21 protein-coding genes are annotated in these 26316 nt (G+C 61.9%); 11 read left to right on the top strand and 10 right to left on the bottom strand.

Annotated elements, in window-relative coordinates; genetic code table 11:
* Nucleotides 1–53 precede the first annotated feature (53 nt).
* Nucleotides 54–1955: a prolyl oligopeptidase family serine peptidase gene (locus R3E77_06480; GenBank protein ID MEZ5499058.1), complete on the top strand. Its 1902-nt coding sequence runs from the start codon at nt 54–56 to the stop codon at nt 1953–1955.
* A gap of 44 nt (nt 1956–1999) precedes the next feature.
* Here R3E77_06480 and R3E77_06475 read toward each other — a convergent pair whose 3' ends face one another.
* From R3E77_06475 to R3E77_06450, 6 genes are read right to left on the bottom strand one after another with little or no spacing between them, the layout of a single operon-like run.
* On the bottom strand, nt 2000–2530 hold the full coding sequence (locus R3E77_06475; GenBank protein MEZ5499057.1) for a dihydrofolate reductase family protein: 531 nt from the start codon (nt 2528–2530) through the stop codon (nt 2000–2002).
* A gap of 3 nt (nt 2531–2533) precedes the next feature.
* On the bottom strand, nt 2534–3841 hold the full coding sequence (dctA, locus tag R3E77_06470) for a C4-dicarboxylate transporter DctA (protein MEZ5499056.1): 1308 nt from the start codon (nt 3839–3841) through the stop codon (nt 2534–2536).
* Nucleotides 3841–5601: a DUF885 domain-containing protein gene (locus R3E77_06465; GenBank protein ID MEZ5499055.1), complete on the bottom strand. Its 1761-nt coding sequence runs from the start codon at nt 5599–5601 to the stop codon at nt 3841–3843. Before R3E77_06465 ends, dctA begins: the two co-directional genes overlap by 1 nt.
* Nucleotides 5602–5615: 14 nt before the next feature.
* A complete protein-coding gene (locus tag R3E77_06460) occupies nt 5616–6494 on the bottom strand; it encodes a hypothetical protein (GenBank protein ID MEZ5499054.1) in 879 nt (292 codons plus the stop codon).
* A 36-nt stretch (nt 6495–6530) separates the two neighbouring features.
* Nucleotides 6531–7598 (bottom strand): M48 family metallopeptidase, encoded by a 1068-nt coding sequence (locus tag R3E77_06455; GenBank protein ID MEZ5499053.1) that lies wholly within the window; start codon nt 7596–7598, stop codon nt 6531–6533.
* A gap of 10 nt (nt 7599–7608) precedes the next feature.
* Nucleotides 7609–8712, bottom strand: coding sequence for a YjgN family protein (locus R3E77_06450; protein ID MEZ5499052.1), 1104 nt, complete (start codon nt 8710–8712; stop codon nt 7609–7611).
* Between the two features lie 176 nt (nt 8713–8888).
* Here R3E77_06450 and cysD point away from each other — a divergent pair, with 176 nt between their 5' ends.
* From cysD to R3E77_06425, 5 genes are all read left to right on the top strand, one after another.
* Nucleotides 8889–9794, top strand: coding sequence for a sulfate adenylyltransferase subunit CysD (cysD, locus tag R3E77_06445; protein MEZ5499051.1), 906 nt, complete (start codon nt 8889–8891; stop codon nt 9792–9794).
* Nucleotides 9794–11710 (top strand): sulfate adenylyltransferase subunit CysN, encoded by a 1917-nt coding sequence (cysN, locus tag R3E77_06440; protein MEZ5499050.1) that lies wholly within the window; start codon nt 9794–9796, stop codon nt 11708–11710. Before cysD ends, cysN begins: the two co-directional genes overlap by 1 nt.
* Nucleotides 11711–11824: 114 nt before the next feature.
* Complete coding sequence (locus R3E77_06435) at nt 11825–12223, top strand: MarR family transcriptional regulator (protein MEZ5499049.1); 399 nt, start codon at nt 11825–11827, stop codon at nt 12221–12223.
* Nucleotides 12216–13301 (top strand): HlyD family secretion protein, encoded by a 1086-nt coding sequence (locus tag R3E77_06430; GenBank protein ID MEZ5499048.1) that lies wholly within the window; start codon nt 12216–12218, stop codon nt 13299–13301. Before R3E77_06435 ends, R3E77_06430 begins: the two co-directional genes overlap by 8 nt.
* A complete protein-coding gene (locus tag R3E77_06425; protein ID MEZ5499047.1) occupies nt 13298–14794 on the top strand; it encodes a DHA2 family efflux MFS transporter permease subunit in 1497 nt (498 codons plus the stop codon). The genes R3E77_06430 and R3E77_06425 overlap by 4 nt, the downstream gene beginning before the upstream one ends.
* A gap of 2 nt (nt 14795–14796) precedes the next feature.
* Here R3E77_06425 and R3E77_06420 read toward each other — a convergent pair whose 3' ends face one another.
* From R3E77_06420 to R3E77_06405, 4 genes are all read right to left on the bottom strand, one after another.
* Nucleotides 14797–15588, bottom strand: coding sequence for a crotonase/enoyl-CoA hydratase family protein (locus tag R3E77_06420; GenBank protein ID MEZ5499046.1), 792 nt, complete (start codon nt 15586–15588; stop codon nt 14797–14799).
* Between the two features lie 63 nt (nt 15589–15651).
* Nucleotides 15652–19308 carry a PAS domain S-box protein gene (locus R3E77_06415; protein ID MEZ5499045.1) on the bottom strand — a complete coding sequence of 1219 codons (3657 nt, stop codon included), beginning with the start codon at nt 19306–19308 and terminating at the stop codon, nt 15652–15654.
* Between the two features lie 75 nt (nt 19309–19383).
* The gene (locus R3E77_06410) at nt 19384–19968 is read right to left on the bottom strand and encodes a hypothetical protein (GenBank protein MEZ5499044.1); all 585 of its coding nucleotides are present in this window, start codon (nt 19966–19968) and stop codon (nt 19384–19386) included.
* A gap of 64 nt (nt 19969–20032) precedes the next feature.
* Entirely contained in the window at nt 20033–21034 is a 1002-nt protein-coding gene (locus R3E77_06405; GenBank protein ID MEZ5499043.1) for a serine/threonine protein kinase, read from the bottom strand.
* 39 nt (nt 21035–21073) lie between these two features.
* On the opposite strand from R3E77_06405, the gene galE reads away from it, so the two are divergent.
* The 5 genes from galE (at nt 21074) to R3E77_06380 (ending at nt 26296) form a co-directional block, all read left to right on the top strand.
* Nucleotides 21074–22069 carry a UDP-glucose 4-epimerase GalE gene (galE, locus tag R3E77_06400; GenBank protein MEZ5499042.1) on the top strand — a complete coding sequence of 332 codons (996 nt, stop codon included), beginning with the start codon at nt 21074–21076 and terminating at the stop codon, nt 22067–22069.
* An 85-nt stretch (nt 22070–22154) separates the two neighbouring features.
* Nucleotides 22155–23630 (top strand): ATP-binding protein, encoded by a 1476-nt coding sequence (locus tag R3E77_06395; GenBank protein MEZ5499041.1) that lies wholly within the window; start codon nt 22155–22157, stop codon nt 23628–23630.
* On the top strand, nt 23620–24249 hold the full coding sequence (locus R3E77_06390) for a hypothetical protein (protein ID MEZ5499040.1): 630 nt from the start codon (nt 23620–23622) through the stop codon (nt 24247–24249). Before R3E77_06395 ends, R3E77_06390 begins: the two co-directional genes overlap by 11 nt.
* Nucleotides 24246–25601: a sigma 54-interacting transcriptional regulator gene (locus tag R3E77_06385; protein MEZ5499039.1), complete on the top strand. Its 1356-nt coding sequence runs from the start codon at nt 24246–24248 to the stop codon at nt 25599–25601. The genes R3E77_06390 and R3E77_06385 overlap by 4 nt, the downstream gene beginning before the upstream one ends.
* Nucleotides 25598–26296 (top strand): CoA transferase subunit A, encoded by a 699-nt coding sequence (locus R3E77_06380; GenBank protein ID MEZ5499038.1) that lies wholly within the window; start codon nt 25598–25600, stop codon nt 26294–26296. The genes R3E77_06385 and R3E77_06380 overlap by 4 nt, the downstream gene beginning before the upstream one ends.
* The last annotated feature ends 20 nt before the right edge of the window (nt 26297–26316 follow it).

The raw sequence follows: 26316 nt of genomic DNA, 5'->3' as shown, positions 1-26316 counted from the left end.
CGGCGGCACTCGAGGCAGGCTAGAATCATGCTGAATTCGCAAGGGAGTTTGCGATGAGGCGAATCGTGTGGCCCACGCTGCTCGGGCTAGTCATCACGTGGCCGGCAGTGGGCCACAACGAGATCCCGCTTACCGCTTTCGCCGGCGAGCCAGCCATGCGCGCGGCGCGCCTGTCGCCGAATGGCCAGCGCCTGGTCTATATAACAACCACCAAGGACGGTGATCCCACGGTTGTCACAGTTGACTTTGGTACGAAGGCGGCACACTCGGTCGTCGCCGGACGCATCAAACAATTCGACGTCGATCACTGCAACTTCAAGACCAACGACCGCCTCCTGTGCTTCTTCTATGGCACCGTGTTCGATCTCGGTCGGCCGTACTGGACCAGCCGTCTTGTTGCAGTCGACTTTACGGGTGAGAACCTCAAAGTGCTGGTGCAGAACGGGCGCGCAGGTGAGGCACAGTTTCAGGATCGAATCGTCCACTGGCTGCCCGACAATCCGCGCGACGTCCTGATCGAGCTTGATGACGACGGCAACATTTACCCCTCGGTCTTCAAACTCGACGTGTACAACGGCCGCATGAAACTGGTGCTTCGAGAACGCCAGCCGATTACCTCCTGGATGGCGGACCGCAAGGGCGAGGTGCGATTTGGCTTTGGCTACAAGGACGAACGCGGCCTGTACATTGCCCGCGAAGCCGCCGGTGAGCGCTGGATCACGCTGGCACGCTTCAATGCTTTCGATGGGCACGACTTTTCTCCGATGGGATTTGGCGCGGATCCGGATCGCTTGCTGGTCATTGCAGATTTCAATGGTCGTCGCGGCATATTCGAAACCGACCTGACCGATCAGAGCAACATGCAGCCGGTCTTTGGCCGCCCCGACGTCGACGTTGATACGTCGATCGAATGGACGCGCGATCAGGGAGTGCTGGGGTTTGCTTTCGAGGCCGACAAGCCAGGCGCCAACTACATCGATGGCTGGGCGCGAAGCGTGCAACGCGCAGTGGATGGCGCTCTGCCAAAGACCGTCAACACCATTGTCAACGCCTCGGACGATCGCAAATCGATGCTGATCCGCTCAACGAGCGATGTCGATCCGGGCGTGTACTACAAGATTGACATCACGAGTGGGCAACTCGTCAAGCTTGCCGACACGCACCCCTTGCTGAGCGGCGCGCGGCTCGCGCCGATGCAGCCCATTAACGTCGACACCGGCAAGGGCTGGCGGTTGCCGGGATACCTCACGGTTCCGGTTGGCCGTGAGCCACGGAACCTGCCGCTCGTCGTCTTGCCGCACGGCGGCCCATACTCACGCGACACCTGGGGTTTCGACCCGCTCGTACAGGTGCTCGCGAGTCGCGGCTACGCCGTGCTGCAAGTCAATTTTCGCGGCTCGACCGGCTTTGGTTACGCCTTCGAAGCAGCAGGCGATCAAGCCTGGAGCACCATCATGCATGATGACATTACGGCTGCAGCTCGATGGGCAATCGCCCAGGGAATCGCCGATCCGAAACGCATGTGCATCGTCGGCTGGAGCTATGGTGGATTTGCCGCTCTAGTCGCTAGCTACAAGGAAGCGGGCCTCTACCAATGCGCAGTGAGCATCGCGGGCGTCAGTGCGATGGATGACTGGGCATGGCAAAACAAGCGCTTCTATGCCGGTCGCAAGGCAAGTGTGGACTCCACAGGTCAGGCAGCCTTGCGCGAACGATCGCCGGTGGATGAGGCAGGCCGCATCGGCATACCGATTTTGCTGGTCCATGGTACGGCCGACGTCAATGTCGTCGTCGATCACAGCAAGAAAATGGCCGCAGCGTTGCGCCGCGCCAACAAACCCTACGATCTGCTGTTGATTCCGGATGGCGACCACTCGCTGGGCCGCGCGGAGTGGCGCCTTGCACTCTACGAAAAGATGACCGCATTCCTTGCCACTCATGTGCCGGTGCAATAGCCGTCGGCCGCCGCCCGCATGTGCAGAAACCGGCTGTCTGCCAATTACGCGTTATCGTATGCCAGCCTGACAATGCTCACGTCTATTCTGTCGACGGATAACAGTCGAAGTGGCGGACGGGCGCCCGCGAAGAATGGCTTGCCGGCGCCCAGCACAATGGGGTGCAAGTAAATTCGATACTCGTCTATAAGTCCCGCGTCGGTCAGGCTTTGCGCCAGATTCGGACCCGCGACGTCGATTTCTCCTGTCAGCTCCTCCTTAAGCCCGCTGACAACAACTTCTACATCATCGCCAATGAGTTTGGCATTCGGGCCCACCGATGTCATCGTGCTGGACACGACCCACTTCGGCTGCCGGCGCCATGCCATCGCAAATCTGCGCTCAGCCTCGCCCCACTCCGGGTGATCGTCATCCCAATACCGCATCACTTCGTACATTCGGCGACCGTATACGCTGCCGGCCAATGTGCAAATGTGGTCGGTGAGATGGCTGAACAACGCAGGGCTGGGTGAAAACGCGGTGTGATCGACGTAGCCGTCCAAGGTCTGGTTCATACCAAAAACGAGTCTCGCCATGAATCAATCCCCCGGACGGAATTTCGCGGTGAATTCAATCTTCGACGGATCGAGACGCCCTTCCCAGCGGCTGATCACAATGGTGGCGACGGCATTGCCGATGAAATTGGTCAATGCGCGGCATTCACTCATGAAGCGGTCAATGCCGAGGATGATCGCCATGCCCGCCACCGGCACGGACGGCACAATCGACAACGTGGCTGCCAGGGTAATGAAGCCCGCGCCAGTGACTCCGGCGGCGCCCTTCGAACTCAACATTGCAATCGACAACAAAAGCAGTTGGTCACCCAGACTGAGCGGCACATCGGTCGCCTGAGCAATGAACAGCGCCGCCAGGGTCATGTAGATATTGGTGCCGTCAAGGTTGAACGAGTACCCGGTGGGCACGACGAGACCGACGATGGCTGGCGGGCAGCCGGCGTCGCGCATGCGAGCAATGAGGCGCGGTAGCGCCACTTCCGAGGAGGACGTGCCAAGCACGAGGAACAGTTCGGTCTTGAGATAGCGCAACAACGCGAATATCGAAAATCCATTCATTCTCGCAATAATGCCGAGCACGATGACGACGAAGAGAGCCGACGTCAGATAGAAGGTTGCCACGAGCTCTGCCAGGTTGCGCAGCGTATTGAGGCCATAGCGGCCGACCGTGAAAGCCATGGCGCCAAAGGCGCCAATCGGCGCCAGGTGCATCAGCATGTCGACGATGCGAAAGACCACGGACGACAGGGACTCGAGCAGATGCAATAGTGGCTTGCCATGATCGCCCACCAGCGTCAAGCCGCTGCCGAACAGGACCGCTATGAACAACACCGGCAGGATCTCGCCGCCGGTCAACGCGGCGAGAAGCGTAGTCGGAATGATATCGAGCAAAAAGCCCACGACCGTCGACTCGTGGGATTTTCGCACGTACTGGTCGACTGCAGACGGATCCAGGGTCTTCGGGTCGATGTGCATGCCCACACCAGGCTGCACGAGATTGGCGACGATGAGACCGACGATGAGGGCAAATGTCGAAACCACCAGAAAATAGGCAAACGTCTTGATCGCAACTCGCCCCATGGCGCCACCCACCGAGAGCCCGCCAATTCCGGTCACGATCGTGAGGAAAATGACCGGGGCGACGATCATGCGCACCAACTTGATGAAACCGTCGCCGAGCCAGCGCAGGCTTTGCGCAAAGTCGGGCCACAGGTAGCCGACCGCGACGCCGAGCACGATGGCGGCGATGACCTGCGCGTACAGGCTGATGCGAAGTCCGGTCCGGGGCAATTTGGCCCCCGGGTCCTTTTGCGCTGCTGCGCCATCCGCCATCAGTGTGCCGCCTTCACACGCGCGATGTAGGCTTCGATCTGCTCACCAAGTACCGGCAGCGTCAGGCCACCATTGTCGAGCACAGCGTCGTGAAAGGCGCGCACGTCGAAATGCTCCCCCAGCTCTCGCTCGGCATGCCGTCGCAGCGCGATGATGTGCATCTCGCCGGTCTTGTAGGCAAGCGCCTGGCCTGGCCAGGCAATGTAGCGATCGATCTCCGTGCGAATCTCGTGGTTCGACAGTGCCGTGTTGCCGGTCATGTAGTCGATCGCCTGCTGGCGGGTCCAGCCCATCGCGTGAATACCGGTGTCGACCACGAGCCGGCATGCGCGCCACATCTCGTAGGTGAGGCGTCCGAAACGCTCGTAGGGCGTGTGATAAATACCCATTTCCTGGCCGAGCCACTCCGAATATAGACCCCAGCCCTCGCCGAACGCATGCGGATAGAAGTTGCGGCGAAATGCCGGCACGTTCTCGAGTTCACGCGCAAGCGAACCCTGGGTATGGTGGCCAGGCGCTGCCTCATGCAGTGTCAATGCCGGAAGTACGTAAAGCGGTCGTTGATCCAATCGCGTCGTGTTGACCCAATACTCTCCGGCTGCACCCGTGGGGCCCGGGTTATATCGCCCGCCGGTGTAGTTTGGGGCGAGCGCCGCCGGCACTGGCTTTACGGTGTATGGTGTGCGCGGTATCAGTCCAAAGAAATCCGGTATGCGCGCATCGATCTCGCGGGTGATCCATGCGGCTTCACGTAGCAACTCATCGCCTGACTTGGGATAGAACTGCGGATCGGTGCGAAGGTAGGCGAGGAATGCCGCGAAGTCACCGGCAAAATTGACTTCCCTGACGATGCCTTCCATCTGTGCGCGTATACGCGCGACTTCCGCGAGTCCCGTTCGATGGATTCCATCGGCGGTCGCATCGGGCAAGGTCGTGTAGTAGCGGATCAGGTCGGCGTAATACTCGCGGCCACCCGGCATCGCGCTCGCTCCGACACTAGTGCGCGCCTTGCGCCGATACTCCGACTCGAAGAATGCCTGGAACTGCGCATAGGCGGGCGCCACGGCATCGCGAATGGCACTGCGGCCATCCGCCATGAGGCGCTCCCGATCCGACGCAGAGACCGACTCTGGAAAACGGGCGAATGGCGCCCAGAACGTCGACTCTTCGACATTACGGATCTGTGCGCCTGCAATGATCGTCGCGATGCCGGGCAGTATCTCGCGCGGCAGGGTAAATCCCTCCCGCATGCCGATGCGCATGTTGTCGATATTCTGCCGAAAGTATCGCGGCACATCCCGCAGGCGCGAAATATAGCGTTCGTAGTCCGCAGCGTTCGCGAATGGATGCGCGTCGGCGAGCAGCAACAAGTCGGCATAGAAGCCGCTGTCGCTGTTGATGGGCGTGCGCCAGTCGCGATGGCGACCCAGTATCTGCCGCTGGCTCAACACGAAATCGAATAGCTCAAGACTGATCCGCTCCTGCGGCGTAAGCGAATCGACATCGATCGCGTGCAGGCGATCCAGAAACCGCTGGTTCGTCGCGAGCCGCATGACCTGATCCGCCGGCGTCACGGATGGCAGGCGATCGTCGTAGCGATGCACGCCTTCGTAAGTTGCCTGCAGTGGATCGTCACGCCAGGCCGCTTCGCGCTCATCGTCCAATAGCGCCGCCAGCGCATCGCTTGCGGCGCTTGCTACGGCACATTGCGCCGCCAATGCCAGGGTCAACGCAAACGCGCCAGGTATCGTTGCTCTCATGGTCTCAACTCCGGTCAGCGCGAGGTCGGATCGCGTGCAGCATCGCCCTTGAACGCCGCTCGCAACAGCAGCACGGCGGCATATAGAACAACCGCCACAACCATCCAGCGCAGCGTGGTCATCGGCAGTTCCTTCACGACAAAGGCCGCGAGCAACACGGCGGGTACCCCACCCAGGGCGATCCCGATGACGACACGCAGATCGATGCGCTCGGACGTCATGAACTTGAAACCTGTCGCAGGCATCAGGAACGCACAGGCACTCGACATCACCGGAAAGGCCAGTCGCGGATCGAGGCCGAGAAGACTCAGCAGGATCAGCGACGGTGCATAGAGTCCAATGCCGAAGGCCATCAGGGCTCCCATGACAAAATGCGCTGCGATTGCGATCAGGAGCGATGCCGCAGGCAGGGACGTAGCAGTGCCGCCCACCGGAAAGAGCCCCAGATTGCTCATCGCGAACAGTGTCGCCGCAATCACCAGGGCGATGCCGACGACGGCCTGCACGAGCCGAATGGGCGTACTCACGACAATGGGCGCACCAATCAGCGCGCCAGCCGTGGCTGCGGCAACGCAGGAGACAAGCAGCACAGGATCGACATGCACGCCCAGCAGCACGAGGAAAATGACCGATTGCGCGACCGTCGGCAAGGCATGTCCGACGTTAAGGGTGGCCGGTATGAAGCTGTCCGGAACGAGCGAGCGGAACTTGAACCACGCTGTTGTCGGCGCGAACGAGCCGATGCCCAGGGTGTCGAAGAAATTGGTCACGGCACCGAGTCCGATGGCTTCGAGTCGCGGCTGCAACTGACCGCGAGCACGCGCGATATGAACCAACCGGACCAACAGCGCGGCACTGATGAGCGCCAGCAGGGCAAGCAGGATGGCTAGCAATGTCTGACCCCTCGGCTCATTGACATGATTGCCGACTCAGCGCGCGTCGGCCGTGCGCCGCTTGGCCGGTTCACTGCAGTGCGCACGCTCCTCGGTCGGCGGATGAGTCGCGAGGAACCGCCCGATGCGATCGCCCTCGTCGCCTGCGCCCTCGCCCTCGGTCTCGGGCCGCTCATCCATGCGACAGAGTATGTCGTCGAAACGCGAACGCGCAATGCCATGCGCATCGAGCCAGCTTTTCGCGAAATCATCGGCCTCGCGCTCGAAGTCTCGTGAATTCTTCGCCTCGATGAGCGCCGGCGCCGCATAGATCAGCGCCGACACGGAACTCACGTCGCCGAGGACCGCAAAAGCGATCGCGGACACGCCTGCCGATTGCAATATCTGCCGCAGCGCGTGGCGACGACGCACATGACCGACCTCGTGCGCGAGCACGGCGATCAGCTCTTCGTCATTATGCGATAGTGCCACCAGTTCATCGGTCATGACGATGATGCCGGACGGCAACGCAAGCGCATTGGCGCCCATGATGGGCGAGCGGCGCAATTCGAGGCGATACATATGGCCGTCATCGACTTCATCCGCCATGTCGTCGAGATAGCCCTGCAACTCGCGCTCCCGGGCGCGCGGCAACTCCGTGGGCCGGAAGAAGACCCCATCGAGCGCTTCAAGCGCTTCGGCGCCGAGTCGTGCGTCGATCTTGGCCGGCAGATTGGCCGCCGCGAAATTGGCGAGCGCCGGCACACCGTATCGTATGAAGAGAATCGTGATCGCCGCGACCGCCGCCAACGCGGCGAGCGCCGCGGGCCAACGCCGCTCGAGCCAATCCACCACACCGGGCACGTGCCCGAACTCAGCGAGCGCACGGTCGAGCGCATCGTTGTCATCGGTCTCGAATACCGCGCCATCGGGGAATGTCACGCGACGCGTGATGTTGCCCAAGCGCTCGGAAATCCCAACTTCGGTGACCGACGCTTCGACGACTTGATTCGGCATTTCCTCGGCCGTTGCGACCGCGAGACGGATCTGGCCCTGCGGCGAGATGGTCAGCTGCGCCGCATGGGATCGGGAGCTGTTCGAATCAAAATACTGCCCAGCGATCAATCAGCGCCACTCACAGCCCGAAGTCCACGTCGAAGAAGTCGCCCACTTCCTCGCCCACTGCGCTCGCATCGGCCTCGGCGCCGGCACGGAACTCATCAAAACCGCCCTGTGCGTCGATGCTCGTGTTGTCGAGCTGGTAGCGCATCTGCCGCACCTTGGCCCAGGGATAGAACAAACCGAGTGTCAGGACGATCAGCAGGAAATTGCTGACATAGATGCCGATCAATGGCCAGGCGCGAAGCTCGGAGCGCACTTTGTGATTGCCGATCTCGAGACCGCCGAACGAGGCATTGATGAAGGACTTCTGGTAATAGCCCGCGATGCCAAGCCCAAGCACGCCGAGAATAATGAACGCCAGCATGACAGGCGCATGCATGAAGATGGAATACGGGTTGCCCGGTTCGACGGCCGGCTTGCCCGCGCCGGCGGCTGCGGCGCCGACCAGAATGCCTGCCAAGATACCGAGCAGCAACATCAAGCCGATTGTCTTGAAATAGAACCCGAAGTATCGGCCGATGGGGGTTGTGAAGCGAAAACGTTCGCCGCCATAGCTCGAATTCGAAAGCAGGTAATTGACTCGCTTCCACAACCAGATAGGGACCAACACGTACAGCGTGATGGCGGCCACGATTGCCCAGCCTACATAGGCGCCCATCGCCCCGCCGTAGGTTCCCGTGAAATTAAATCGCAGCCCGCGCCAGGAACTCATGCGCATCTGGAACAAGCGCGATCGCTGCACGATCCAGGGCACTGCGAAAATGAACAATGGAATGATGATGAAGGTAATCAGCGGCAGGAAGTGACTTACCAGAAGGAAAATCATGTAAGCGCCGACGACGATCAATCGACCCTTCAAAATCGCGATCGGTCGACCGTGATATTCGAAGGACGCACCGTCGAGCAGGGTGCTGCCATAGAAGTAGCGCAGGCGCCGCACTTTCGCCCAGGCCGAGTAGATACCAAGCGTGACGATGGTCAACAGCAGGTTGACGATCCAGATTCGAAAATACTCGCCGCCGGTGGCACGAAACTCGAACGGAATATTGCGCGTGGCCGCTGTGCTCGCGGGTGCGGCAGCGTCAGCTGCCGCGCCGGTTGTCGACTGCTCTTCCATTGACCCTCCCAGGCGTCCGGTCGCAACCGGATCTATTGTTTGACCGCAATATGCCACTATTGCCGCCCGGGCCCAAGCGCGGCGCATGCGCGGCGTGTAGCCGCCTATATACTACCCAATGCATATAATATGGTAGAGTTATTTTCTCGCCCATTCACTCGAAGAGCACCGCGCGCGTGAGCATTCCACTGACCCACCTCGAGCGGCTAGAAGCCGAAAGCATTCACATCATGCGCGAGGTGGTGTCCGAGTGCGCGAAGCCCGTAATGCTCTATTCCATCGGCAAGGACAGCGCGGTCATGCTGCACCTGGCCATGAAGGCGTTCCATCCGGCCACGCCGCCCTTTCCACTGATGCACGTCGACACGACCTGGAAATTTCGCGAGATGTACGAATTCCGCGATGCCATGGCCCGGAAGCTCGGCATGGATCTCATCGTGCACGTCAACCAGGAAGGCATCGCGAAAGGCATTGGCCCATTCACGCACGGTTCGGCTATCCACACCGACGTCATGAAGACCCAGGCACTAAAGCAAGCGCTCGACAAGTATGGATTCGACGCCGCCTTCGGCGGCGCGCGGCGTGACGAGGAGAAAAGCCGCGCCAAGGAGCGCGTATTCTCGTTTCGCAGTGCCCAGCATCGCTGGGAACCAAAGAACCAGCGGCCCGAACTTTGGAATCTCTACAACACCCGCAAGCACCGCGGCGAGAGCATACGCGTCTTCCCGCTCTCCAACTGGACGGAGCTCGACATCTGGCAATACATCTATCTCGAGGGCATTCCCATCGTACCCTTGTATTTCGCGGCCGAGAGGCCCGTGGTCGAGCGCGACGGCACATTGATCATGGTCGACGACGAACGCATGCCGCTTGCCGAAGGCGAACGCCCCCAGATGCGTAGCGTGCGCTTTCGCACACTCGGCTGCTACCCACTAACCGGAGCCATCGAGAGCCGCGCGGACACGCTGCCCGCGATCATCCAGGAGATGTTGCTGACGCGATCTTCTGAGCGACAAGGCCGGGTCATCGACCACGATGCCGCGGCGTCAATGGAGAAGAAGAAGCAGGAGGGCTATTTCTGATGGCCCACCAATCCGATCTGATCGCGAGCGACATTGCCCGCTACCTCGACACACACCGGCACAAGAGTCTGTTGCGTTTCATCACCTGCGGCTCCGTGGACGATGGTAAATCGAGCCTCATCGGACGGCTCCTCTTCGAGTCGAAGATGATCTTCGAGGACCAGCTCGCTGCGCTCGAGCGCGATTCCAGGCAGCACGGCACACGCGGCGGTGAGACGGATTTCGCCTTGCTGGTCGATGGCCTGGCGGCCGAGCGCGAGCAAGGCATCACCATCGACGTGGCCTACCGCTATTTCTCGACCGACAAGCGCAAGTTCATCGTTGCCGATACACCGGGTCATGCGCAATACACACGCAACATGGTCACCGGTGCCTCGACGGCCGACCTCGCCGTACTTCTGATCGATGCACGCAAAGGCGTGCTCACCCAGACCCGAAGGCATGCCTACCTCGTGCACCTGCTGGGCATTCGCCAGCTGGTGCTAGCGATCAACAAGATGGACCTGGTCGATTACCAGCCAGCGGTGTACCGCAAGATCGTGGCGGATTTCTCGGAATTCGCCGCCGCGCTCGATATCAATGAGTTCACTGCCATTCCAATGTCAGCAGTGCGTGGCGATAACATCATCGACGCCGGATCGAACATGCCCTGGTACGATGGCCCGACGCTGATGCAGCACCTCGAGACTGTGCCGACCGAGGTCGAGGACACGGCAAGCGCATTTCGCATGCCGGTACAATGGGTGAATCGACCGCACCAGGACTTCCGAGGATTCGCGGGTCTCGTTTGTGCCGGCCGCGTCCGGGTCGGCGACAGGCTGCGCGCGCTGCCATCCGGGCGCGACGCCCACGTTACCCGCATCGTCACCGCGAGCGGCGATCTCCACGAAGCCGTCAATGGCCAGGCGATCACATTGACACTCGACGCCGAGGTCGATGTGAGTCGCGGCGACGTACTGGCTCTTTGCAACGAGCCACCGGAGGTCGCGAATCAATTCGAAGCCACCGTCGTGTGGATGCACGACGACGCGTTGCTGCAAGGCCGAAGCTATCTGATGAAAATGGCCACGCGTACGGTGGGCGCGACGATCAGTCCGATCAAATACCGGATCGATGTCGATACATTGCAGCAACGGCCGGCGGAGCGACTCGAACTCAACGACATCGGTGTCTGCGAAATCGAGCTCGACCAGCGAATTGCCTTCGAACCCTATGCCCGGAATCGGCAACTCGGCGGATTCATACTCATTGATCCGCTGACGAATGCAACAGTCGCCGCGGGTACGCTTCATTTTGCACTACGCCGCTCGCACAACATTCATTGGCAGGCGCTCGATGTGGATAAAGCCTCGCGCGCACGCAACAACCGGCAACGCCCGGGAGTGCTCTGGTTCACCGGTTTGTCCGGTGCCGGAAAGTCGACCATCGCGAACCTCGTCGAGAAAAATCTCGCCGCGCAAGGCAAGCGCACTTATCTCCTCGATGGCGACAACGTGCGCCATGGGCTCAACAAGGATCTCGGCTTCAGCGACCAGGATCGCGTCGAGAACATTCGCCGGGTTGCGGAGGTCGCCAGGCTCATGGTGGATGCAGGACTCATCGTGCTGGTATCGTTCATCTCGCCATTTCGCGCCGAGCGGCGCATGGCGCGCGAGTTGTTCGAGCCGGGCGAATTCATCGAAGTCTGGGTCGACACACCGCTTGCCGTAGCCGAGCAGCGTGACGTCAAAGGCTTGTACAAGAAGGCCCGCACAGGGGAGCTCAAGAATTTCACGGGAATCAGCTCGCCCTATGAAGCGCCCGAGTTTGCCGAGCTTCGCGTCGACACCGCGACCGGGGATGCCACCGTCGCAGCTGCGCAAATTATTGATTATCTGGACAAAAATGGACGCCTCGCCTCGGGCGAACCTGCTTAAGTAGTATGGCATATAATCTGTCATGCTTATTAGTCAGGACTACTGCCTGTGCAAACGCCCCCGACATTGCCTTTTCTTGTCCATGAGGTCGCACGCCTGATCCGGCGCGACTTCATGGCGCGCCGAGACGATACGAGTATTTCCCAGACTGACCTTCGCACCCTCGCCTATCTGTCGCGGATGGAGGGCTGCACGCAACGCGAGCTCGCGACAGCCATTGAACTCACACCTATAACGCTTGGGCGGCAGGTTGATCACCTGGCCAGGGCAGGCCTGGTCGAGCGCAGGCCCCACCCGTCCGATCGGCGCGCGGTGCGCCTTTACCTGACGTCGCGCGCGCGACCCCGGGTCGACAGAATCCGCACGATAAGTGCGCAGGTCGCGGCCCACGCCATGCGGGAACTGAGCGACACCGACCGCGATGAATTGATGCGCTTGCTCGGCATCGTGCACGATTCGTTGCTCGAGCGAGGCCAGCAAAGCAATGGGCAACCGGGATCGCGACGTGATTGACAACGCTGGCCAATTGCTGCGTCGATCGAACGGTCGCATTGCGCTGCGCATCGTTGGCCTCTGGGTGCTACCGATCGCCGCGGCAATCTCCGCCTACTGGTATTGGCATGCGCAGCAGCGCTATGCCAAGACCGACAACGCCTACGTCAAGTCGGACAAAGTCATTGTCGCCGCCGAAGTGGACGGACGCATCCTCAATGTGCTCGTCCATGAGAATGATCGTGTTCGCGCCGGCCAGCCCATACTCGAACTCGATCCGGAATCGCTGCGTTACGACGTGACGGAGGCGCGCGCGGAGGTCGAAACCGAACGAGTGCGAATCAGCACACTGAGAGCGCAATACGCCGAGAAGCAGGCCGCACTCGAACTGGCACGGCGCAGCGCGCAGTTCGCGCACAAGGAATTTCGCCGCAAACAGGAACTTGAGAATCGCAAACTGATAGCCGCGACCGAACTCGACGACGCAGACCGCGCGGCCGTCGAGGCTGACGGCGCGGTCGCGTTAGCCGAGCGCGACCTTGCGGCGCTTGCCGCCCAGCTCGGCGGCCGACCGGATTTGCCGATCGACGCACATCCAGACGTCAAGGCGGCCGAAGCAAAACTGGCGCGCAGCGAATGGCAGTTGCGCCAGGCGGTCATCAATGCACCGCGCGACGGCATGGTGAGCAAGCTGCCCATGGCGGGTTCCTATGTCACCCGCAATGGCCCGGCATTCGCAATCGTCGCAAATGATCCGGTCTGGATCGAAGCCAACTTCAAGGAAACGGATCTTGGCAAGGTGCGCGAGGGACAACCGGTCGCAATCGAAATCGACACCTACGCCCGGCACGCGTGGCACGGCCGCGTCGAAAGCATCGCGCAGGCGACCGGCGCGGAATTCGCACTACTGCCACCACAGAATGCGAGTGGCAACTGGGTCAAGGTGGTGCAGCGGATCCCGGTGCGAATCAGTGTCGAGCGCGCTCCCGATGACCCGCCCTTGCGCGCCGGCATGAGCGCCACGGTAAAGATCGACACGGCGGCCGCTGGCCGGCAAGCTTCGCCAGCCGGCGGTGCCACCAGCGCCGCATCGCAGTGAGCACGGCGCCCGAGCGACCCTGGCTGGTCGTTGCAGCGACCACCGTTGCCGTATTGCTGTACTCGATCGACGTGACCATCGCGAATGTCGCGTTGCCGAACATCCAGGGCTCGTTGCAGGCCACACTCGATCAGACACTGTGGGTGCTCACCTCGTACATCGTCACCAGTGCGCTGTGCATGCCGCTCGTTGGTTATCTGGCGATCCGCTTTGGAGAGCGCAGGATCCTTTTGTTGAGCGTCGTGGGCTTCACCCTGGCATCCATGGCCTGCGGTGTCGCCATATCCCTCGAGCAATTGGTGTTGTTCCGGGGCATTCAGGGCGCTTTCGGTGCTGCACTCCTGCCGATCTCGCAGGCAGCGCTGCTGCGCGCATTTACAGGTGCAAGTGCGGCACGAGCAATGGGCGTGTGGACAGTCGGCGTGATGGTTGGCCCCGTCATCGGCCCGACACTCGGCGGATGGCTCACCGAGACCAGCAGCTGGCGATGGGTCTTCTTCGTAAACGCGCCGGTCGGGCTGATGGCATGGCTATTGCTCGCGACATCACTTCCGAAGGACCACGGCAGCAACAATCGACCTTTCGACGTTACCGGATTCGTCCTGTTGTCGGTCAGCCTGCTGACACTGCAATTGATGTTCGACCGCGGCAATCATCTCGATTGGTTCGCAAGCGGCGAGATATTCATCGAAGGCGTGGTCGGCGCAACAGCTCTGGCCATGTTCCTGGTTCACATGTTGACCGCTACCAATCCATTCTTCGACCGTGCCGTCTTCCGTGACCGCAATCTGATGGCTGGCACGCTGGCAATGATCGCGATCTATCCGCTGATCCTGATCGTCTCGGCATTGCTGCCGACGTTTCTTCAGCAGTTGCAGAACCACTCGGCTACATCGGCTGGCATGCTCATGGCGCCGCGCGGTGTCGGCATTGCAATCGGGTCGGTGGTATCGACCCGACTCATGCAGTACTTCCGTCCATTGACATTGATGACCGCCGGTTTTGCGATCATTGCAATCGCCAATTGGCCGCTCGTGCACCTGTCACTTGGCATCAGTGCAAGCACGATCGGATTTGCTTCGTTCGTGCAGGGCATAGGCCTCGGTACGACCTTCGGCATCCTGATGACGGCCAGCATGCTCACTCTGACCGGCCCATTGCGCACGGAAGGCTCCGTCGTAACGACGCTGATCCGCTCGATTGCAGGTGCCATCGCCATTTCGCTCATCGGCAACTACCTCGGTCACTCGACGATCGAGAATCGGGCCCGGCTGGCGGAGAGCATCACGGTGTTCGATGCTCTGCCGCGCGCTGCGCAGAACATCTGGCTGCTCGATGCCGAGGTACAGCGCCAGGCCAATGTCATCGCCTACGGCAATGCATTCCTGGTGTTGACGGCTTTCGCCGCGATTGCGCTGATTGCGGCCGTGTTGATGAAGGTCCCCCGCAACCCGAGCGCGCCATCAAGCAGCGAAAGTACGGCGGCCCACTAGCCCTACGTGGCTTTCCGACCTGCCACTGAGGCCGCCATCGCCTCGCGCAGACCCGGCTGAGCCAGTATCTGCAATTGCAGTTCGGCCTCGAGCCTGAGGCTCTCCGCGGCGGGCAGGTTCCAGCCCTGATCGAGCAAGTGTTTTCCGCGGCGAATGGCGTCGGGCGATTGCCTGGCGATGCTGTTTGCGAACGCTCTCGCAGCGGCGAGCGCATCGTCATCGACCCTGGTGACCAAACCGAGCGTCTGCGCCTCCGCGGCAGGCACGATTCGCCCGCTCCACAGCAGCTCCTTCGCAATATCGCTTCGCACCAGGCGCGGCAATGATCGCGTAATCCCCATGTCCGGGATCAAGCCCCATTTGACTTCCATCACCGATAAACGCGCATCAGGGTAGGCGAACCGCAAATCGGCGCCGAGCGCGATCTGCAAGCCGCCGCCGAAGACGGCTCCGCGCAAAACGGCAATCACGGGAACGTCGAGCTGCTGCCAAACGATAGCGGGCCGCTGGAAGAAATTCGCCATCTCCCCCGAAGCCGGCTCCAGCAGGCGCATGCGCAACTTGTCCATATCGGCGGCGAGTGCGCCGAGACTTGCGATATCGATACCCGAGCAGAAATTGTCGCCTTCACCGCGCAGCAGGACGCAGCGCAGGTCCTCGCGCGCGCGCAAGGCATCGCCGGCAGCGGCCAGCTGCTCGAACATCGCCTCATCGAGGGCATTCATTTTCTCCGGCCGTGCCAGAATGACTTCGGCCAGATGTGTCGCCACTTCCACGCGCACGCGCTGCGTCATTGTCGCCGCTCTCCAAGGCCCCGATACGAAGATTATAACTGTGGTCGTGACAGCAGGGTCGAATCAGAGACGGAAGGTGCTGGCGACCGGGACCGGCCGCGCGATGTGAAAGCCCTGTGCGTAGTCGATGCCGATGCGTTCGAGTTCGGTGAGTACGGCGCCACTCTCGACGCGTTCAGCCACCGTCGCAATGCCGAGTTCGTGACCGACCTTGCAGATCGCCTCGACCATGCTGCGGTCCACCGCATCGTCGGTAATGCGGGCAACGAATTCGCCGTCGATTTTCAGGAAATCCACGGGCAATGTCTTCAGGTACATGAACGACGACAAACCGATACCGAAGTCATCGAGCGAGAAGCGACAGCCGCGCAACTTCAATTCCTGCATGAAGGCCACGGCATTGTGCAGGTTTGCGACAGCCGCGGTTTCCGTCAGCTCGAAACAGATGCCCGAACCGGTATCGCCCTCGCCAACGACCTCGAGAACGAAATCGAGGAAACCATCCTGGTTGATCGAACTGCCGGACAGATTCACCGCGAGCAGAAGCTGCGGAAACTTCGCGCGATTGTGAAGCAGGAGCTGCGCCGCCTGGCGCACCACCCATTTGTCGATGGCCAGCATGACGTTGTAACGCTCGGCCGCGGGTATGAATTCGTTCGGCATGACCAGGTTGCCGTCGGCATCGCGCAGGCGCACCGTCAATTCGTGAAAATTCGACAAACCCGCGCCCTGGTGGATCGCGACAATCGGCTGGGTGACGAGCTCGAGCCGGTTCTGCTCTACGGCGCTTGTTACCTTCGAGACCCACTGCATTTCGCGATGGCGGTGCTGACCCGATTCACCGCCGTAGAGCTGGACGCGGTTGCGGCCGAGGTCCTTGGCCGAATAACAGGCGACATCGGCCGCGCTCAGCGCGCTCGCCGCCGATTCGGTGCTCGAGGAAATCTCCACGACACCAATGCTCGCGCCGATCGACATCGACTGGTCCTGCCACTCGAACCGATGATTCGCAATCGATTGCCGCAACGTCTCCGCCAACTGGCCTGCCTGCTCGAGCCCAAGATCGTGCAATAGCACGCCAAATTCATCGCCGCCGAGGCGCGCAATCGTATCCTCCGCGCGCAATCGGTTCTGTATCAGACTTGTGATCTCACGTATGAGCCGATCGCCGGCGCCGTGACCGCAGGTATCGTTGATGACCTTGAACTGATCCAGATCGATGTACAACAGGGCGTGACGGCCGCCACTGCGCGCCGCGTCATCCACCGCGCCCTGCAGCCGGCTGTCGAATTCGCGTCGATTGATGAGACCCGTGAGCGCGTCATGGGCCGCTTCATAGGCGAGCGCGCGACGCAAGCGGCGCTCGCGCGTCACGTCGTTGAAGACCATGACGGCGCCGATGATCGCGCCGGTGCGATCCAGGATCGGTGCGGCGGTTTCCTGGATAGCGAGCTCCGCACCATCGCGTGTCACCAGCATGGTACGGGTCGTCGCCGAGATTCGCGCGCCACTCGTCAGCGCCCGTCGCAGCGGATTGTCGATACCCAGCCGTGACACTTCATCGCGCAGGCGCAATACGTCGTCAATGCTTCGACCGAAGGCCTCGTCGAAACGCCAGCCAATCAACTGCTCGGCGACCGGATTGAGATAATCGATCGCGCCTTGGCCATCGGTCGTGATGACCGCATCGCCAATCGAATTGAGGGTGACCTGGGCCCGCTCCTTTTCGGCAAATACTGCCTGCTCGGCGCGCGTGCGTGCCGTGATGTCCGACAGCGACCCCTCGAATCCGGTCAATTCCCCCTTATCGTTGAACACTGCGCGCGCACTTTCGAGCACGACCACTTTTTCGCCATCGCTGCGACGCAGCTGGTGTTCGGCGTTGTGTATCGAGCGATGTGCCGCCAATTCGGCGACGAACTGGCGGTGCTCACGGGGATTCCAGTACACGGCGGCCATGCTCGGCAGTCGGTAGAGGTCCTGCGCCGAGCTATAGCCGAGCATCTGGACGAGCGCAGGATTGGCGGCGAGCAGGCGACCGTCGCGATCGCATTGATACATGCCTTCCAGCACGGATTCGAACAGGCCGCGGTAGCGAGCCTCGCTCGCGCTCAACGCTTCGCCCGAGCGGCGCCGCTCGATGGCAATCGCGGCAAGCTGTGCGGCATTGGCAAGAACCTCGAGATCACGCTTGCCTGGCAACCCGGTCTCCTGCCGGTAAACGCCCAGCGAACCAAGGACCTTGCCCGACTCACCGCGTATCGGCGTCGACCACGAGGAACGAATACCCGCTTTCTGCAGGTGCTCGCGGTGATGCTGCCAGAATGCATCGCTCGCAACATCGGCCACCAGCACCTGGCGGCCGAGAAAAACCGCAGCAGCACAGGAGCCGTCGCGCACGTCGATCTTGCCAACCGCGAGGCGCCGGCGTAGCTCGCCTGGCAGACCCGGCGCAACAACTGATTCGAAGCCGCCGCCTTCGCTCAACAGACTGATCCCGCACACGACCTGCGGATTGACGGTCTCGACCAGTTCGGTAATCGAGGTGAACACATCGGCCAACGGTGCATTGACCGTGATCTTCTCGTAGACCGCGCGCTCGCCGATTGCAAAAGCCGTGGCACGCTTGCGATCGCCCACGTCCGTGATGCTCGCACGCAGCAGGCGCTGGTCGGCACTCGGCAGCCGCACCAGGCGCACTTCGCATGGCAAGTCGTGGGCCGAGGCATCGCGATAAACCCACTCGAACACCTGCGGCTCGCCATGCAGCGCATTCTCGAACAGCGTGTCGAGCATGAGTTCGGCGCCGCGACGTTCGGGATCGCCGAGCTCCACGAAGCCAAGCTGCAACAACTCCTCGCGCGAGCGCCGAAAGAATCGCTCGGCATTCTTGTTGACGTCCACGAAGCGTTGCGTCGCAAGGTCGACGACGACAATCGCCTCGGGAGCGTTGTCGACGAGGATGCGGTAGCGCTCTTCGCTCTCGCGCAGCTGGCGCTGCGAGCGCTGCCGTTCGGATGAGTCGCGGATACTGACGATGAACAGGTCACGTCGGCTGATCGAAACCTGGCTGACTGTCATCTCGACGGGGAATTGGGCGCCACCCTTGGCGCGTCCCTGCAGGTCGGTCTGCCCTACGCTGCCGTGAGCTTCACGGCCCGCGCCGGCCAATCGTCGCAGATTGTTGGCGACAGAATCCGGGCGACTCAGCGTCGGCATGATCCGGTCGAGCCGGTGCCCGATGACCTCGGCGGCGGCGTAACCGAACAGTCGCTCGCCGGTGGGATTGAAGGTCTCGATGACGCCGTCCGCGTTGAGCGTGATGACGGCCTCCTTGATGTTGTCGAGAATGGTGCGCATGAACGCGGTCGTCTCACGCGATGCATCGCGACCGACGCCGAGGGCTTCATGCGACATCAACTGCATCGAGCGCACGATGCCGCGCCGCTCCTCATCGAGCTGGCGGTAATAGCCATCGAGCAGCGGAATCAGATCCTCGAGAGAAACCTCGCCATCGATCGAGCGCTTCCTGGCCTGTTGCAGCTGCTCGAGCAAGACGGTGTGCAAAGTGCCGCGTGCCCGGTTCGGCAGCAACTGCTCCTGCAGCACGTCCGTGCGCAGCCCGTCATCGACGATGGGGACCTCGGTTCGCACCTGGGTGGTCGCCTCGCCGACCGGTGCGCTGGCGCCAGGTTTTGCACTCGCGCGGCTATTTGACATAATGACGCCAGCTGAACATAGACCGGCATCATAGGTCGGACCCGCACGTGGCCCCGTGATCGCGCTCGCGGTTTTTCAGGCTCCGCCGGGTGATCCGCCGCCCGCGCTCCCCGCGGCCGGCGCCGCGGCGGCCGGTAACGGCGGCCCAACCAGGAGCGGGATCGCGAATACGCGAGCGAGAGAGCTGTCCTTGGAGTCGGCCAGGGCGACGACGGTGATGGTGTAGGCCCCTTCCCGGCCGGGCGTAATCGTCAGAACGTGCTTTGCGATCTTGCCGGGCAGCGGGCGCTGCAGGTCGCCGAAGCTTCCGCCACCGCTGATGGACAATCCGTCGGGTGTCTGAAAGGTCAGGCCGATGCGTTCCAGATCGGGCGCCACCGGCACGACAGCCAGCTCGACTTCGACCGGTTGGCCGACTTCAGGGCGGCTGCGGATATCGAACTTGACGTTGACCGGCGCGGTCGACTTGCCGGCGCTCACGGCGTTGATGAAATTCGCGCCGAGCTCGGCCTCAGCCCCGGCCGCCGCCACCAAAGCCTGCTGCCGCGCCTGCTCGGCTGCACGCGCTGCATCCTCGTCGGGCGCAGCGCGATCGCCGCAGGCCCCGAGCAGGCCGCAGATCGCCAACAACGACACACTGGTGCGCATAGAGACTTTCACGGGAATGCACTCGGTGCGAAGCATAACCTGCCTGATCGCTGGCGGACACTGCTGCGGTGTAACCTCAAGCCTCACCCCGCAATGGGTCCCGTTCGGCCGCCAGGTCCGAAAGGTGTTGTTCCCAATAGCGCGCCTCGCCAAACCAGGGAAACGCTCGCGGGAATGCAGGATCGCGCCATCGCGCTGCGATCCAGCCGCCGTGGTGGAGCATGCGCAAGGCGCGCAGGGCGTCGACCAGCGCCAGTTCGTGGCGATCGAAGTGCGCAAATTGACGGTAGCCGCCCAGCAGCAATTCCCAGGCGCCGCGCTGTTCGTCCTCATTCCCGGTCGCGAACATCCACAGGTCCTGAACGGCCGGACCCATCATGCAATCGTCGAGATCGACGAATACCGGCCCGTGGTCGTTCCACAGTACGTTGCCGAGATGGCAGTCGCCATGGATACGCTGCCAGCGCACGCCGCTGTGGGCATCGAGTACCTGCTCGATGGCGACCAGCAGTTCCTCCGACGCTGCGGCATAGCGATCGCGAAAACGCTCATCGAGATCGGGGTGCGCGAGTACCGCATCCCTCGCCTGCCAACCCAGACGCTCCACATCGAGATCCGGCCGGTGTTGAAATTCGCTGAGCGCACCAACGGCATGGATGCGTCCGAGGGTCCGGCCGATCAGACCCAGCGCATCGCGCGAACCGAGTTCCGGCGCGCGACCTTGCAGATAATCGAAGAGCGCGAAGCGAAATCCTTCCATGTGGTGCAACGTCGTGCCCTTGAATTCGAGCGCACGGGCAACCGGCAGGTCGCGCGCTGCAAGCTCCGCGGCGAAACCATGCTCCTCCAGGATGGCCGCATCGCTCCAGCGCCCGGGCCGGTAGAACTTGGCAACGACAGGCGGCTTTGCGTCGCACCCGACGAGATAGACACGGTTCTCATAGCTGTTGAGCGCAAACAGCCGCCCGTCAGTGGCCACCCCCAACGAGGCGATGGCCTCCTGCAGCAGTTCCGGGGTGAGACCGTCGTAGGGTCGTGGGTCCGTCAACGCACCTCCGACGACGAAATTGCCACGCATTTCACGCAGTTGAAGCGGACTTTAAGTATGATCCGGAGCATGTCCAAGTCAAAGATACTGATCACCGGCGGTGCCGGCTACATCGGCAGCCACGTTGCGCTTCAGCTTGTCGAGCGAGGCGAAGAAGTTGTCATCCTGGATAACCTCTCGACCGGCTTCCGGGAAGCGGCGCTCGATAACCCCCTGGTCGTCGGCAGTGTTGGCGACCGGGCCTTGGTCGAGCGCGTGCTCGGCGAACATGGCGTCAAGTCGGTCATGCACTTCGCCGCACATACCATCGTGCCCGAATCGGTTGCAGAACCACTCAAGTACTACGGTAACAACACCTGCAGCACCCGGTCCCTGCTCGAATGCTGCCTGCGCGCGGGCGTCAAACATTTCGTATTCTCCTCCACGGCAGCCGTGTATGGAATTCCGGCAGACGGCGTCGCCGATGAGGAGACCGCAACCGCACCGATCAACCCCTACGGCACATCCAAGCTGATGTCCGAGTGGATGCTGCGCGATCTGGCAGCCGCCTCGGACCTGCGCTATGTGGCACTGCGCTATTTCAACGTCGCGGGCTCCGATCCCGAGGGCCGCATCGGACAATCCACGCGCAAGGCAACGCTGCTGATCAAGGTCGCATGTGAAGCCGCGGTGGGCAAGCGTGATCAGCTCGCTGTCTACGGCACCGACTACCCGACCAACGATGGCACGGGAGTGCGCGACTACATCCATGTCACGGACCTTGCAACCGCACATTTGAAAGCACTCGACTACTTGCGCGATGGCGGCAAGAGCAGCGTGCTCAACTGCGGCTATGGCCGTGGCTACAGCGTGCGAGAAGCCCTGCAAGCCGTCGAGAAGATCGCAGGCCTGCGGCTGCCGGTGGTGGAAGGTCCGCGCCGCGCAGGCGATCCCCCGGTGCTGGTCGCGCGTGCCGAACGCATCCGACGCCAGCTAGGCTGGCAACCGGCGCTGGACGACCTCGATAGCATCGTGCGCTCCTCGCTCGCCTGGGAACGCAAGCTCCTGACGCAGCCCTGGCACTGAGCGAATCCGCCTGATGAGGCGCGGCCGACGGCACTGATACCCATCTCGTGACCCCGGTTCATGAGATAGGTTCTAGAATACGACGATGCGCTGGGCCCGCCCCAAGTCCCTCTATGGCCTGATGATGTTCGGGCTGCTGCTCATTGCCGTGCCGCTGCTGTTCGCGGTCGTCAATGCAGCCATCCAGATGCGCCGGCTCGCCGCGAGCAGCCAGCAACTCGTGGTCAAGGGCGTGGAAGCGACCCGACTCACCCAGTCGATGTTCACCTCGATCACCTCTCTCGAACGCGCCACGCGCTACTACCTGGTGCTCGGCGATCGCAAGTTCCTCGATACCTATCACCAGGCGGATGCCCGCCTTGCCAACTCCCGCCGCGAACTGCGTGCGCGCCTCGGCACGGACATCGCCAATACCCAACTCGATGAACTCGAGACCCTGCAGTTGCGGGCGAAGGCGGCGCTCGAGAGCGCCCAGCTTGGCGCCGGCGCCGACCTGCAGACGCCCGTCGACCGGCTCTATCGCATGACCGATCTTGCCAACGAGATTGCCAACAGTGCCAACCGGCAGATCGACGCCGACCTCTCGGCGCTCGATTCACGCACGCGCGATGCGCAGCAATGGCTGTTGATGCAGACCGCGCTGCTGGTGCCGTTCTCGCTCCTCGCGATATTGCTGCTCGCATTCTCCATCGGGCGGCCGCTGCGCCAGATCGACCGCGCCATCAGCGAACTCGGCCGCGGCGCGTTCAATCGCAGCATCGAGGTCTCAGGCCCGACGGATATCGAGCGGCTCGGCCGTCAGCTTGAATGGCTACGCCAGCGCCTTGTGGACCTCGCGCAGGAGCGTAATCGCTTCCTGCGACACATGTCGCATGAGCTCAAGACGCCGCTCGCCAACATCCGCGAGGGCACCGAGCTGTTGATGGACGGCGCTGTGGGCGAGCTCGACAGCAGCCAGCGCGAGGTCACCACGATCCTGCGCGACAATGGCATACGGCTGCAGCGGCTCATCGAGAACCTGCTGTCATTCAGCGCCTGGCAGTCGCAGCGTACAGACCTCGAGCTCACGGAATTTCGCGCTCGGTCGGTTGTCAAACAGGTATTGGAGAATCAACAGCTGACACTACTAAGCCAGCGCCTGCGCCTGGATGTTGCCGTCGAAGATGTCACCGTGTACGCCGACCGTGGCAAGGTGCGTTTGATCCTGGAGAATCTCCTGTCGAACGCCATCAAGTACTCGCCGCGCGGGGGCACCGTGCACTTGTTCGTCAAGGCAGCGGGCGAGGTCATGCAGATCGAAGTCGCCGACCAGGGTCAGGGTATCCCCAAGGAAGAACGTGAGCGCATCTTCGATGCCTTCTATACTGGCAAGGCTCCCACGGGCGGCCACCTCAAGGGCACTGGCATTGGACTTTCGGTCGTACTTGAATTTACGCATGCGCATGGCGGCACCGTCGAGATCGTCGACGGCACCTATTCGGGCGCGCATTTCCGGGTGCGCCTGCCACTTCGCACGCAGGCCAAGTCCGCAGCGCGAGCAGAGGCCGCACATGCTGCCTGAGGGCCGCCTTTTCGCCATCGGCTGCATCGCGGTGCTGCTCACGGCCGGTTGCGGCGGCCAGTTCGGCAAGAAACCGGAGCCCGTCGCCGAACCACGCGTCGATCGCACGGCCCAGCAACTCGCTTCGCTCACCGAGACAATCGAGTCCCTGCAGCGGCTGATCAACGCAAGCCCTGCCCAGCAAGCGGAGATCATCGCCAGGGCCAAACACGAGCACGAGTTGTCACCAACACCGGGGACACAGTTGCGCTATGCATTACTGCTCGGTACACCCAATCATGTCGGCAGCGATCCTTCCGAGGCGCAGCGGCTGTTGCGCGAAGTGGTGGCCGTGCCGGAGTTGCTCCTGCCCATCGAGCGCTCGCTTGCATTCGTCGAGCTGCAACGGCTCAACACCCAGCTGTCGCTAACCAACGACATTGCGCGACTGCAGGACAGCGCCGATCGCAATGCCAAAGACCGTTTGGCGCAGCTCAACAGAAGGTTACAATCCGAAGCGGACGAAAACGCGAGACTCAAGCGCGAATTGGCCGAAGCCAAGAAGAAGCTCGATGCTCTCGCGAACATCGAACGCTCGATGAGCGAGCGCGCACAAGGTAACGAGGGACGCACGCCATGAATGCAACCATGCCGTTGGGCAAGCGCAAAGCGAGAATCCTGGTCGTCGATGACGACCCGGGACTGCTTCGCCTGCTGACCATTCGCCTGCGTGCCGAGAACTACGACGTCGAAGCCGTCGAAAGCGGGCCGCAGGCCGTCGCCGCCACGAGCCGCTTCCGTCCGGATCTCGTCATCACCGATCTGCGAATGGAACCGATGGACGGCATCGGGTTGCTCAAAGAACTGCAAAATCGCTGGCCGGGTCTCAAGGTCATCATGCTCACCGCACACGGCACCATTCCCGACGCGGTGCAGGCAACGCAGATGGGCGCATTCGGCTTCCTCACCAAGCCGGTCGACAAGCAGGAACTTCTCGACCAGGTACAGAAGGCGTTGAAGATCTCGGGCTTCACCGAGGCGGACGAAGCCTGGCGCGACGAAATCATCACCCGCAGCCCCGTCATGGAAGAGAAACTCTCCCAGGCGCACATGGTGGCAGGGACCGATGCGCGCGTACTCATTACCGGCGAGAGCGGAACGGGCAAGGAGTTACTCGCGCGCGCCATCCACAAGGCAAGCCCGCGGCGCAACAAACCGTTCATTGCCATCAACTGCAGCGCCATGGCCGAGAACCTGCTCGAGTCGGAGCTGTTTGGTCACGAGAAAGGCTCGTTCACGGGCGCGATCAAATCGCACCGTGGCCTGTTCCAATCGGCAGACGGCGGCACCTTGCTCCTCGACGAAATCGGCGACATGCCGATGCGTCTGCAGGTGAAGCTGCTGCGGGTCCTGCAGGAGAACATGGTCCGGCCGATCGGCGCCACCGATGCAGTGCCGGTCAACGTGCGCGTCATTTCGGCAACGCACCGCGATCTGCAACAGCTGATGATGTCCGGAGGTTTTCGCGAAGACCTCTTCTATCGACTCAATGTCGTTCATATCGACATGCCACCGCTCAACAAACGCCGCGAGGACATCCCTCTGCTGGTTGCGCACTTCCTGGCACAGATCAGCACCGAGACCGGCCAACGCAAGATCTATGCGCCGGAAGCGGTCGAATTCCTGGCAACTGCCGAGTGGCCGGGCAATATTCGCCAGTTGCACAACGTCGTGCGCCAGAACGTCGCCTTGTCGCAGACACCCATCATCCCCGTCGAACTCGTGCAGCAATCGCTCGGCGGATCGTCGGGTCGCCTGCCCTCCTTCGACGAGGCCCGCGATGAATTCACTCGCAGCTACCTGTCGCAGATCCTGCAGATCACAGGCGGCAACGTGAGCCAGGCCGCGCGCCTCGCCAAACGCAATCGCACCGATTTCTACAAGCTCCTCAATCGCCACCAACTGACACCGGAAGACTTCAAGCAGCGATGAGCAAGGTTTTCGCCGACCCGGCCAGCGCGCTCGAGGGCCTGGTGCGCGATGACATCACTTTGATGGTCGGCGGATTCGGGCTTTGCGGAATTCCCGAGAATCTCATCGTCGCGCTGATGCAATCGGGTCATGGGGGCTTCACGGTGGTCTCGAACAATGCGGGCGTCGATGAATTCGGCCTCGGGGCCTTGCTGAAGACCCGGCAGATTCGCAGGATGATCAGCTCCTATGTCGGCGAGAACAAGGAGTTCGAGCGCCAGTACCTGGCCGGTGAACTCGAACTCGAATTCAATCCTCAGGGCACGCTGGCCGAGCGCATACGCGCGGGTGGCGCCGGCATCCCGGCATTCTTCACCGCAACGGGCGTTGGCACACTGGTCGCCGACGGCAAGGAAGTTCGCGAAATCAACGGTCGTCGCTACGTACTCGAGACCGGTCTCACTGCGGACCTGTCGCTGGTCAAGGCCTGGCGCGGCGACACTGAAGGCAATCTCGTGTTCCGCCGCACCGCTCGCAATTTCAATCCGATCATGGCGACGGCCGGCAGGGTCACAGTGGCCGAGGTCGAGGAACTGCTGCCTGTCGGAAGTATCGACCCCGATCACATCCACACGCCGGGCATATTCGTGCAACGAATCATCCAGGGCCCCGCCTATGACAAGCGCATCGAAAAACGCACCTACCGCAAGGACTGACCAGAACCTGCCTGGTAACC

The organism is Steroidobacteraceae bacterium, assembly GCA_041395505.1.
GTDB lineage: Bacteria > Pseudomonadota > Gammaproteobacteria > Steroidobacterales > Steroidobacteraceae > JAWLAG01.
Note: the sequence above shows the minus strand (reverse complement) of the source record. Positions and strands in the feature narration are given on the sequence as shown.